This is a genomic window from Sphingomonas sp. 1F27F7B (assembly GCF_005503355.1).
In the GTDB taxonomy this organism is placed as follows: Bacteria; Pseudomonadota; Alphaproteobacteria; order Sphingomonadales; family Sphingomonadaceae; genus Sphingomonas.
This window is the reverse complement of the sequence record NZ_SCMK01000001.1, coordinates 227992-239556: the sequence shown is the minus strand read 5'-3', so window position 1 is coordinate 239556 and position 11565 is coordinate 227992. Positions and strand designations below refer to the sequence as shown.

The window sequence follows — 11565 nt, the reverse complement described above, 5'->3', positions numbered from 1 at the left end:
AATGCCGAAGCTAACCGTCGACGGAATCGAAGTGGAGGTGCCCGCGGGCGCCACCGTGCTCCAGGCCTGCGAGGCCGCGGGCAAGGAGATCCCGCGCTTCTGCTATCACGAGCGGCTGTCGATCGCCGGCAATTGCCGCATGTGCCTGGTCGAAGTGAAGCCCGGGCCGCCCAAGCCCCAGGCTTCGTGCGCGCTGCCCGCTGCCGACAACCAGGAGATCCGCACGGATTCGCCGATGGTGAAGGCCGCGCGCGAAGGCGTGATGGAGTTCCTGCTGATCAACCATCCGCTCGACTGCCCGATCTGCGATCAGGGCGGCGAATGCGACCTGCAGGACCAGTCGGTCGCTTATGGTCGCGGCCATTCGCGCTACACCGAGAACAAGCGCGCGGTGACCGAGAAATATATGGGTCCGATCATCAAGACGATCATGACCCGCTGCATCCAATGCACCCGCTGCGTCCGTTTCGGCGAGGAAGTGGCGGGCGTGGAAGATATCGGCGCGATCTATCGCGGCGAGAACATGCAGATCACGACCTATCTGGAAAAGGCTTTCAAGAGCGAGCTTTCGGGCAACGCCGTCGACCTTTGCCCGGTGGGCGCGCTCACGCACAAGCCGGTGGCCTTCGAATATCGTTCGTGGGAGCTCAAGAAGAACCTGTCGATCGACGTAATGGATGCGGTCGGCACCAATATCCGCCTCGACAGCCGCGGCCGCCAGGTGATGCGCGTGCTGCCGCGCATCAACGAGGACGTGAACGAGGAGTGGGCGCACGACAAGACCCGCTACCATGTCGACGCGCTGGTTCGCCGCCGTCTCGACAAGCCCTATGTCCGCAAGGACGGCAAGCTGGTCGAAGCAAGCTGGGACGAGGCGTTCGACGCGATCGCGACCGCGGCCAAGGGGGCCGGATCGAGCGTCGCGGCGATCGCCGGCGACTTGGTCGATTGCGAGACCATGTACGCGGCCAAGGCGCTGGTGAAGGCGCTGGGCTCCGACCTGCTCGAAGGCCGCCAGACCGGCCTGGCCTATGACGTGTCGAACCTCGGCTCGGTGGCGTTCAACACCAGGATCGCCGGCGTCGAGGATGCCGATGCGATCCTGCTGGTGGGCAGCAATCTCCGCTTCGAGGCGCCGCTGATCAACACCCGCGTGCGCAAGGCGATCAAGAAGGGCGCCAAGGTCTTCGCGATCGGTCCCGAGACCGACCTGACCTACAAGGTCGAGTGGCTGGGCAACGACCTGTCGATCCTGGGCAAGCTGCCGGACGGCGCGGCCGAGGCGATCGACGCGGCGAAGAAGCCGGTACTGATCGTCGGTCCGGGCGCGCTCAAGGAAGGGCAGGGCGCCACGCTTGCCATGGCTTCGGCTTTCCAGCGCCCCGCCACTGAAACTGAAAGCGCCTGGAACGGCTTCAACGTCGTCCACACCGCCGCGGCGCGTATGGGCGGGCTGATGCTGGGCTATGCCCGCAAGGGCGGCATCGCTGACATCGTCGCCGCTGCTCCGAAGCTCACCTTCTTCCTCGGTGCCGACGAAGTGGACTTCTCCGCCTTCGCGAACAGCTTCAAGGTCTATATCGGCCACCATGGCGACCAGGGCGCGCATCATGCGGACGTGATCCTGCCGGGCGCGACCTATGCCGAGAAGCCGGGCACCTATGTGAACCTGGAAGGCCGTGTGCAGCGCGCCGATCGCGCAGTGTTCGCTCCCGGCGATGCCCGCGAGGACTGGACGATCCTGCGCGCGCTCTCTGATCGGCTCGGTCACACGCTGCCGTTCGACAATTTCGAGCAACTGCGCGCCGAGATGGCGGGCGACGTGCCGGCGCTGGGCCGCGAAGGCCTGGCCGGCTATGATTTCTCGCCGCCCAAGCTGGCTGCCAAGGCCAAGGGCGAGCTTCGCTATCCGATCGCCGATTTCTATCTCACCAACGCCATCTGCCGTGCGTCGCCGACGATGCAGCGCTGCTCGGCCGAACTGATCCACGGCGAAGACTTCGCAGAGGCCGCAGAATGACTCCGATTTTCCAATGGCTCGGCCTGCCTTTCGAATGGGCGTGGTTCGTCGCGACGATCGTCGGCATCCTGGTCATCGCGCTGCCGCTGATGCTCGCCGTGGCGATGATCATCTATGTCGACCGCAAGATCTGGGCGGCGATGGCGCTGCGCCGTGGCCCGAACGTGGTCGGCCCGCTCGGCCTGCTCCAGTCGTTCGCCGACGGCCTGAAGGTCTTCCTGCAGGAAACGATCATCCCGTCGGGCGCCAACAAGACGTTGTTCCTGCTCGCGCCGATCATCACCTTCACGGTGGCGCTGATCGTATGGGCGGTGGTGCCGTTCCAGGCGGGCGTGGTGCTGTCGAACATCAATGTCGGCCTGCTCTACGTGCTCGCGGCCTCGTCGCTCGGCGTCTACGGCATCATCCTGGCGGGCTGGGCCTCGAACTCGAAATACCCGTTCTACTCGGCAATCCGCGCCGCGGCGCAGATGGTGAGCTATGAAGTCTCGATCGGCTTCGTGCTGATCTCGGTCGTGCTTTGGGCCGGCACCTTCAATGTCGGCGGCATCGTCGAGGCGCAGAAGGGGGCGGCGATCTTCGGCTGGGTCAACGGCTATTTCGCCAATCCGCTGCTCTTCCCGATGGCGGTGGTGTTCTTCATCTCGTCGCTGGCCGAGACGCAGCGCGCGCCGTTCGACCTGACCGAGGCCGAGAGCGAGCTCGTCGCGGGCTATCAGACCGAATATTCGTCGATGGCCTTCGCGCTCTACTGGCTGGGCGAATATGCCAACGTCATCCTGATGTGCGCGCTGAACGCCACCCTGTTCTGGGGCGGCTACCTGCCGCCGCTGGACATTCCGGTCCTCTATTACGTGCCGGGCATCATCTGGCTGCTCGCCAAGATGTGCTTCTTCTTCTTCTGCTTCAGCTGGGTGAAGGCCACGGTGCCCAGGTACCGCTACGACCAGCTGATGCGCCTGGGCTGGAAGATCTTCCTGCCGCTGTCGCTTCTCTTCGTGTTCCTGGTCTCCGGGTATCTGATGCTGATGCGAGTGGGACTCTGAGATGCTGATGCTCGCCGCGCTTCTGATGCAGGAGAAACCGCAGGATTCTCCCCTCGCGGTACCCGCGATGCCGATGACGAGCGGCGTGTCGAATCTCGATTGCAAGGTCTTGCTTCGCGATGGCGCGACGGTCGCCTTGACAGCCGATTTCGATCATGCGGCCCGTGCGATCCGATTTCGGTCGAAAGACCGAAGGTTGCCGTTGGGAGATGCGGCGATCCCGCTGCGCATCTATGCGGACTATTCCTCCTTCGAGGGCGGTGTGGCCACTGGAAAGCAATGGCTCAATTTCGAGACATCTCCCTTATCCCGATCCACCACCGTCACCCGGATAGAATTCAGGCTGGAATCCCGGCCGCCCAACGAGTGGCCGGGCGAATTGAACAGCCTTTACGGTCTAGCGATTTGCTACGCCAAACATTTGGATACCAAATGATGAACGTCGCCCATTTCATCCGCACCTGGACTCTCTGGGAGTTCGTCAAGGCGCACGCCCTGACCTTGAAGTATTTCTTCAAGCCCAAGGCGACGATCAACTATCCGTACGAGAAGAACCCGATCTCGCCCCGCTTCCGCGGCGAGCACGCTCTGCGCCGCTATCCCAATGGCGAGGAGCGCTGCATCGCGTGCAAGCTGTGCGAGGCGGTGTGCCCGGCGCTGGCGATCACGATCGAGGCCGAGCCGCGCGAGGACGGCAGCCGCCGCACCACGCGCTACGACATCGACATGACCAAGTGCATCTATTGCGGCCTGTGCCAGGAAGCCTGCCCGGTCGATGCGATCGTCGAGGGCCCGAACTTCGAGTTCGCCACCGAAAGCCGCGAGGAGCTGATCTACCAGAAGGAGAAGCTGCTCGAGAATGGCGACCGCTGGGAGCGCGCCATCGCCGCGAACCTTGCCGCCGATGCACCGTACCGTTAAGCGCACGCCAATCTACAGGGGCCATCCGATTCCGTGATCCAGCTTCTCGCCTTTTACCTGTTCGCATTCGTTGTGTGCGCCTCCGGCGCCATGACGATCCTGTCGCGCAACCCGGTCCATTCCGTCCTGTGGCTCATCCTGGCGTTCTTCAACGCCGCCGGCCTGATGGTGCTCGCCAATGCCGAGTTCATCGCGATGCTGCTCGTCATCGTCTATGTCGGCGCGGTCGCCGTGCTGTTCCTCTTCGTGGTGATGATGCTCAACATCGACTTCGCGGAGCTGCGCGCCGGGGTGATGCGCTATGCCGCGGTGGGCGTGGCGCTTGCCGTCGCGCTGGTCGCCGAGATCCTGATCGCGGTGGGCGCCTATAGCGCCGGTGCGCTCCAGCTCGGCCGCCGCGTCGCGCCGGTCGATGCCAAGGTGCCCAACATCGAGGCGATCGGCCAGCTCCTCTATTCCCGCTACCTGTTCGTGTTCGAAGGCGCCGGCCTGGTGCTGCTCGTCGCGATGATCGGCGCGATCGTGCTGACGCTGCGTCCGCGCACCGACGTCAAGCCGCAGAAGATCAGCCGTCAGGTCCAACGCCGCGCCAAGGACGCGACCCGCAACGTGAACCATCCCGTGGGGCAGGGGGTCGAGCTGTGATCACCCTTACGCACTATCTCATCGTCAGCGCGATCCTGTTCACGCTGGGCGTGCTCGGCATCTTCATGAACCGCAAGAACCTCATCGTCATCCTGATGGCGATCGAGCTGATCCTGCTGTCCGTGAACCTCAACCTCGTGGCGTTCTCGAACGCGCTGGGGGACCTGGTGGGCCAGGTCTTCGCGATGTTCGTGCTCACCGTCGCTGCCGGTGAGGCCGCGATCGGTCTCGCCATTCTCGTTATCTACTTCCGCGGCCGCGGCACGATCTCGGTCGAAGACGTCAATCGGATGAAGGGCTGATGTCGGCGATCCATTTCATCGTATTCCTGCCGCTGCTCGCGGCAGTCGTGGCCGGGCTTTCCAACAAGTCCTTCGGCAGCACGTTCCCCAAGGTGATCACCACGGGGTCGCTGTTCATTGCCTGCGCGCTCTCCTGGCCGATCTTCCTTCAGTATCTCGGCGGCAGTGCCGAGCCGACGATCTCGCCGGTGTTCACCTGGATGCTGAGCGGTTCGATGCAGGTCGACTGGGCGCTGCGCGTCGACAGCCTGACCGCGGTGATGCTCGTGGTGGTGACCAGCGTCTCGGCGCTCGTCCACCTCTATAGCTGGGGCTATATGTCGGAGGAGCCGGATCAGCCGCGCTTCTTCGCCTATCTCTCGCTCTTCACCTTCGCGATGCTGATGCTCGTGACGGCCAACAACCTGGTCCAGATGTTCTTCGGCTGGGAAGGCGTGGGCCTGGCATCCTACCTCCTGATCGGCTTCTGGTTCCGCAAGCCGAGCGCGAACGCCGCCGCGATCAAGGCCTTTGTGGTCAACCGCGTGGGCGATCTCGGCTTCATGCTCGGCATCTTCGGCACCTTCCTGGTGTTCGGCACGATCGACATCCCGACGATCCTCGCCGCCGCGCCGAACATGCACGGCTCGACCATCGGCTTCCTGGGGCACCGCTTCGACACGATGACGGTGCTCTGCCTGCTGCTGTTCGTCGGCGCGATGGGCAAGTCGGCGCAGCTGGGCCTGCACACCTGGCTTCCGGACGCGATGGAAGGCCCGACCCCGGTGTCGGCGCTGATCCACGCCGCGACCATGGTGACCGCCGGCGTGTTCATGGTCTGCCGCATGTCGCCGATGTTCGAGCAGAGCGCGGTCGCGCTGGGCGTGGTGACCTTTGTCGGCGCCGCGACTTGCTTCTTCGCCGCCACCGTCGGCACGACGCAGACCGACATCAAGCGCGTCATCGCTTATTCGACCTGCTCGCAGCTCGGCTACATGTTCTTCGCCGCCGGCGTCGGCGCGTACGGCGCGGCGATGTTCCACCTGTTCACGCACGCCTTCTTCAAGGCACTGCTGTTCCTGGGTGCCGGCTCGGTGATCCATGCGATGCACCATGAGCAGGACATGCGCTTCTATGGCGGCCTCAGGAAGCACATCCCGATCACCTTCTGGACGATGATGTTCGGTACGCTCGCCATCACCGGCGTCGGCATCCCCGGCATCTTCGGCAACACCGCGTTCGGCTTTGCCGGCTTCCATTCGAAGGACGCGATCATCGAGGCGAGCTGGGCCGCGGGCCAGACCAGCGCCTTCTGGGTCGGCGTGTTCGTCGCGCTGCTCACCAGCTTCTACAGCTGGCGCTTGGTGTTCCTGACCTTCTACGGCAAGCCGCGCTGGGCGGGCTCGGAGCATATCCAGCACGCGGTCCACGATCATCACGGCCATGGCCATGACGATCATCACGACAGCGAAGCCGAAGTGACCGACCAGGCGCCGACCGCGGACGAGATCCTGCACGGTCACCAGCCCGAGGGCACGGCGGGCTATCACCCGCACGAGAGCCCCTGGGTCATGCTGGTGCCGCTGGTGTTGCTGACGCTGGGCGCGATCTTTGCCGGCTTCGTCTTCCACGGCGCGTTCATCGAGCCGAGCGCGGGCGAGAGCTATTGGCACGGCGCCATCGCCTTCAACGAGCATCTGATGCACGCGATGCACGAGGTGCCGGTGTGGGTGAAGCTCAGCGCGACCTTCGCGATGCTGAGCGGCCTGGCCATCGCTTATGGCGCGTACATCGTGTCGCCGAGCTTCCCCGCGAAGTTCGCCGAGGCCTTCCGCCCGCTGTACCTCTTCTCGCTCAACAAATGGTATTTCGACGAGCTCTACAACTTCCTGTTCGTGCGCCCCGCCTTCGCGATCGGCCGCCTGTTCTGGAAGAAGGGTGACGAAGCCACGATCGACCGGTTCGGCCCGAACGGTGCCGCCAGGGTCGTCCAGCTCGGCAGCTTTGGCGCTGCCCGGCTGCAATCCGGATATGTCTACGCCTATGCCTTCATCATGCTGATCGGCCTCACTGCCGCGCTGACCTGGGTGATCGCGCGATGAGCGGCTTCCCGATCCTCACCGTCATGCTGGCGGTGCCCGCGTTCGCCGCGGTCGCCTGCCTGTTCGTCAACGCGCAATCGGCCCGCTGGCTGGCGCTTGCCGCCACCTTTGTCGACCTCGCGCTCGGCATCCTGCTCTGGGCCAATTTCCAGACCGGCGACGGTGCCGCCCAGTGGCAGTTCGTCGAGCATGCCCGCCTGTTCGGCATCGGCGGCGCCGAGTTCGCCTGGGCGCTGGGCATCGACGGCTTCGCGCTGCTGCTGATCGTGCTCTCGGTCTTCCTGATGCCGATCTGCATCGGGGCGAGCTGGCTCTCGATCACCAAGCGCGTGCCGGAATACATGGCCGCGTTCCTCGCCACCGAAGTGCTGATGATCGGCACTTTCGCGGCGCAGGACCTGATGCTGTTCTACGTCTTCTTCGAAGGCGGCCTGATCCCGATGTTCCTGATCATCGGCATCTGGGGCGGGGCCAATCGCATCTACGCGTCGTACAAGTTCTTCCTGTACACGCTGCTCGGCTCGCTGCTGATGCTGATCGCGATCCTCTACATGATCCTGACCACGGGCACGACGTCGATCCCGGCGCTGATGCAGCATGACTTCCCGGCGCACGTACAGACATGGCTATGGCTGGCCTTCTTCGCGTCGTTCGCGGTGAAGATGCCGATGTGGCCGGTCCACACCTGGCTTCCCGACGCGCACGTGCAGGCGCCGACGGCGGGTTCGGTCATCCTGGCGGGCGTGCTGCTGAAGCTCGGCGGCTACGGCTTCCTGCGCTTCTCGCTGCCGATGTTCCCCGAGGCTTCGGCCCAGTTCATCTGGCTGGTCTTCGCCCTGTCCGCGGTCGCGGTGATCTACACCTCGCTGGTGGCGCTGGTGCAGAGCGACATGAAGAAGCTGATCGCCTATTCGTCGGTCGCGCATATGGCGATCGTCACCTTCGGCCTGTTCGCGTTCAACGCGCAGGGTATCGAGGGCGCGATGATGGTGATGCTCGGCCACGGCGTGGTCTCGGGCGCGCTCTTCCTCTGCGTGGGCGTGATCTATGATCGCCTGCACACCCGCGAGATCGACCGTTACGGCGGCCTTGCGATCAACATGCCGCGCTATTCGGTGCTGTTCCTGCTGTTCACCATGGCCTCTGTCGGCCTGCCGGGCACCAGCAACTTCATCGGCGAGTTCCTGAGCCTTGCCGGCCTGTACCAGGTCTCGACGCTCTACGCGCTGCTCGGCACCACCGGCATCATCCTGGGCGCGGCGTACATGCTGTACCTGTATCGCCGGGTGGCATTCGGCGACCTGACCAAGGACGATGTGAAGGCGATGCCGGATCTCGACCTGCGCGAGTTCGCCATGCTCGGCGCGCTGGCCGCGGTGACGCTCTGGATGGGCGTCTATCCGGAGAGCTTCATGAAGCCGATGCGCGGCGACGTGGAGAAGCTGGTCGCGCGGATCGAGCGTGCCGCACCCGCCGGAGACTCGGCGCCGACCGTCGGCAAGCCCGCGCCTGCCGCCGCTGAACATGGCGAACACGCCGCTGCCCCTGCTGCGCACGCGCCCAAGGGCGCTCCGGCAGAAGCCTCCGCGCACGGGGAGGCGCACTAATGAACTATTCGCTGCAACTGATGATGGCGCTGCCCGAGCTGGTGCTCGCCATCGGCGCCGTCTTCCTCCTGCTCGTCGCCGCCTGGGGCGGCACCCAGTCGACCAAGCTGGTCAGCTGGACCGCGATCGCGGTGCTGATCGGCGCGGGCATCGCGCTGGCCGGCCCGGCTTCGGCCGGCGGCGAAGCCTTTGGCGGGCTCTATCGCCCCGACATGTTCGCCGCCTTCACCAAGGCGCTGATCTTCGTGGCCGCCGGCGTCTCGATCCTGATCGCGCCGCGCTTCTTCCAGCAGACCTCGGGTGACGATCTGCGCCCGGAATATCCGGTGCTGATCCTGCTCTCCGCGGTGGGCATGGGCATGATGGTCTCGGCGGGCGACCTGATGAGCCTCTATGTCGGCCTCGAGCTGCAGAGCCTCTCCGCCTACATCCTCGCCAGCTTCATGCGCCGGGACACGCGCTCGGCGGAAGCGGGCCTTAAATATTTCGTCCTCGGCGCGCTGGCCTCGGGCATCCTGCTCTACGGGATTTCGCTGGTCTATGGCTTCTCGGGCACGACGCTCTTCTCGGGCATCGCCGATGCCTATGCGTCGGGCGACCAGAAGATGGGCCTGCTGTTCGGCCTGGTGTTCGTCTTCTCGGGCCTTGCCTTCAAGATGTCGGCCGTACCGTTCCACATGTGGACGCCGGACGTCTATGAAGGTGCGCCGACCCCGGTGACGGCCTTCTTCGCCTCGGCGCCCAAGGTCGCTGCGATCGCGCTCGCCACCCGCGTGGCGATCGATGCGATGGGCCCGGCGATCGCCGACTGGCGCCAGATCGTGATCTTCGCCGCGCTGGCCTCGATCCTCTTCGGTTCGGTCGCGGCGATCCGCCAGGAGAATATCAAGCGGCTGCTCGCCTATTCGTCGATCGCCAATGTCGGCTTCGCGCTGGTCGGCCTTGCCGCGGGCGGCGAGGCGGGCGTGTCGAGCGTGCTCTATTACATTGCGATCTATGTGGTGATGACGCTGGGCAGCTTCCTGGTGGTGCTGCAGATGCGCGATCATGAGGGCCGTCCGGTCGAGACGATCGCGAGCCTGGCCGGCATGTCGCGCACGCGGCCCGGCCTGGCCGTGGCGCTGGCGATCTTCATGTTCAGCCTGGCCGGCATTCCGCCGCTGCTCGGCTTCTTCGCGAAGCTGCAGGTGTTCCTGGCGGCGGTGCATGCGGGCCTCTACGTCTTTGCGGCGGTGGCCGCTGCCGCCTCGACGATCGGCGCCTATTATTATCTCCGCATCGTCAAGGTGATGTATTTCGACGAACCGGCGCCGGCCTTTGGCGGCCGCACCGATCCGGTCGAGGGCGTGCTGCTGACGGTTGCCGCCGTGGTGATCTCGCCGCTGGGCTGGCCGCTGCTCGGCTATCTCGAGGTCTGGACCGGCGCGGCCGCGAAGGCGCTGTTCTGACCGCGACTGTCCGGACCGTCAGCGAGACGGGATCGACCAATGTCGACATGGCCGAGCTCGCGCGCAATGGCGCGAGCGAGGGGCTATGGCTGCGAGCTGAGCGGCAGACTGCGGGCAAGGGCCGCCAGGGCCGTGCCTGGCGGTCGCCGACCGGCAATCTCTACGTCTCGACGCTGGTGCGTACTCGGCCCGGCGAGCCTTCGCCCGCTACGCTGGCGCTGGTCGCCGCCATCGCCCTTGACGAGACGGCACGGGTGTTCGGGCTCGAGCCGATGCTCAAATGGCCCAACGACCTGCTTGTCGGTGGGGCCAAGCTTTCCGGCATCCTGCTCGAGCGAGTGGGTGACGCGGTGATCCTCGGCTTCGGCGTGAACCTCGCGCATCATCCGCAGGATCTGGGCCGTGCCACCACCAGCTTCGCCGCCCATGGCCCGGCGCCCGAACCGCAGCTCTTCGCAGAGACGCTGGCCGAGAGCTTTGCCCGCTGGGTGTCGCGCTGGCGCGAGGGGATCGCGCCGGTCCGCGAGCGGTGGCTTGCCCGCGCCCATCCGCTTGGCACTGCGCTTACTGCCCGTCTTGCCGACGGCACCAGTCTGGACGGGCTGTTCGGCGGGCTGGACGGCGAAGGTGCGCTCATCCTGCGCTTGGCCGACGGCACCAGCCATGTCATTCACGCTGCGGACGTGTTCCTGCTCTGAGAGGCTCTGCCATGCTGCTCGCGATCGATGCCGGCAACACCAATGTCGTCTTCGCCCTGCTCGAAGGCGGCGAGGTTCGTGCCCGCTGGCGGATCGCCACCGATCCGCGGCGCACGGCGGACGAATATGCAGTGTGGCTCAGCCAGTTGCTCGGCCTCGAGGGCTATGACCGCTCGGACGTCACCGGGGTGATCATCGGCACGGTGGTGCCCCGCGCGCTGCACAACCTGCAGGTGCTCAGCAGCAAGTATTTCAAGACCGACGCGGTGATCGCGGGGCAGGGCAAGGCCGAATGGGGCTTCCCGCTCGACGTCGAGGAGCCGCAGGGCCTGGGCGCCGACCGCGCGCTCAACATGATCGCCGGCCATGCCCGCCATCCCGGCGACCTGATCATCATCGATTTCGGCACCGCCACTACGTTCGAGCTGGTCGATTATCGCGGCGCCTATAAGGGCGGGATCATCGCGCCGGGCATCAACCTGTCGCTCGATGCGCTGGTCACCGCCGCCGCCAAGCTGCCGCGCATCGCGATCACCGCGCCGCAGAGCGCCAGCGTGATCGGCCGCAACACGGTGGACCAGATGCACATCGGCATCTATTGGGGCTATATCGCGATGATCGAGGGGCTCGTCGCGCGGATGAAGGCCGAGATCGGGCGTCCGGTCAAGGTCATCGCCACCGGCGGCCTCGCCGTGCTGTTCGAGAAGCACACCGACGTTTTCGACGTCATCGAGCCCGATCTGACCATTCAAGGGTTGGCGATGCTGTGGGACCGCAGCCGTTGACCGAGGAAACCA

Annotated in this window: 11 protein-coding genes; all 11 read left to right on the top strand. The window is 65.3% G+C overall.

Annotated elements, in window-relative coordinates; translation table 11 throughout:
- Position 1: 1 nt before the first annotated feature.
- Genes nuoG through FFS08_RS01040 form a run of 11 tightly spaced genes read left to right on the top strand, consistent with a single transcriptional unit; the run spans position 2 to position 11553 of the window.
- Positions 2-2020, top strand: a complete 2019-nt coding sequence (nuoG, locus tag FFS08_RS01090) for an NADH-quinone oxidoreductase subunit NuoG (protein WP_137861008.1) — start codon at positions 2-4, stop codon at positions 2018-2020.
- Positions 2017-3066, top strand: a complete 1050-nt coding sequence (gene nuoH, locus FFS08_RS01085; RefSeq protein ID WP_137861009.1) for an NADH-quinone oxidoreductase subunit NuoH — start codon at positions 2017-2019, stop codon at positions 3064-3066. Before nuoG ends, nuoH begins: the two co-directional genes overlap by 4 nt.
- 1 nt (position 3067) lies before the next feature.
- The gene (locus FFS08_RS01080) at positions 3068-3502 is read left to right on the top strand and encodes a hypothetical protein (RefSeq protein ID WP_137861010.1); all 435 of its coding nucleotides are present in this window, start codon (positions 3068-3070) and stop codon (positions 3500-3502) included.
- On the top strand, positions 3502-3987 hold the full coding sequence (gene nuoI, locus FFS08_RS01075; RefSeq protein ID WP_086129650.1) for an NADH-quinone oxidoreductase subunit NuoI: 486 nt from the start codon (positions 3502-3504) through the stop codon (positions 3985-3987). Before FFS08_RS01080 ends, nuoI begins: the two co-directional genes overlap by 1 nt.
- Before the next feature lie 33 nt (positions 3988-4020).
- Positions 4021-4632: an NADH-quinone oxidoreductase subunit J gene (locus FFS08_RS01070; RefSeq protein ID WP_137861011.1), complete on the top strand. Its 612-nt coding sequence runs from the start codon at positions 4021-4023 to the stop codon at positions 4630-4632.
- Entirely contained in the window at positions 4629-4934 is a 306-nt protein-coding gene (gene nuoK / locus FFS08_RS01065; RefSeq protein WP_137861012.1) for an NADH-quinone oxidoreductase subunit NuoK, read from the top strand. Before FFS08_RS01070 ends, nuoK begins: the two co-directional genes overlap by 4 nt.
- Positions 4934-7015, top strand: a complete 2082-nt coding sequence (gene nuoL, locus FFS08_RS01060) for an NADH-quinone oxidoreductase subunit L (RefSeq protein ID WP_137861013.1) — start codon at positions 4934-4936, stop codon at positions 7013-7015. The genes nuoK and nuoL overlap by 1 nt, the downstream gene beginning before the upstream one ends.
- Complete coding sequence (locus tag FFS08_RS01055; protein WP_137861014.1) at positions 7012-8622, top strand: NADH-quinone oxidoreductase subunit M; 1611 nt, start codon at positions 7012-7014, stop codon at positions 8620-8622. Before nuoL ends, FFS08_RS01055 begins: the two co-directional genes overlap by 4 nt.
- Positions 8622-10070, top strand: a complete 1449-nt coding sequence (nuoN, locus tag FFS08_RS01050) for an NADH-quinone oxidoreductase subunit NuoN (RefSeq protein ID WP_137861015.1) — start codon at positions 8622-8624, stop codon at positions 10068-10070. The genes FFS08_RS01055 and nuoN overlap by 1 nt, the downstream gene beginning before the upstream one ends.
- A gap of 47 nt (positions 10071-10117) precedes the next feature.
- Positions 10118-10768, top strand: a complete 651-nt coding sequence (locus FFS08_RS01045; protein WP_137861016.1) for a biotin--[acetyl-CoA-carboxylase] ligase — start codon at positions 10118-10120, stop codon at positions 10766-10768.
- Between the two features lie 11 nt (positions 10769-10779).
- Positions 10780-11553, top strand: a complete 774-nt coding sequence (locus tag FFS08_RS01040; protein WP_137861017.1) for a type III pantothenate kinase — start codon at positions 10780-10782, stop codon at positions 11551-11553.
- Positions 11554-11565 lie beyond the last annotated feature (12 nt).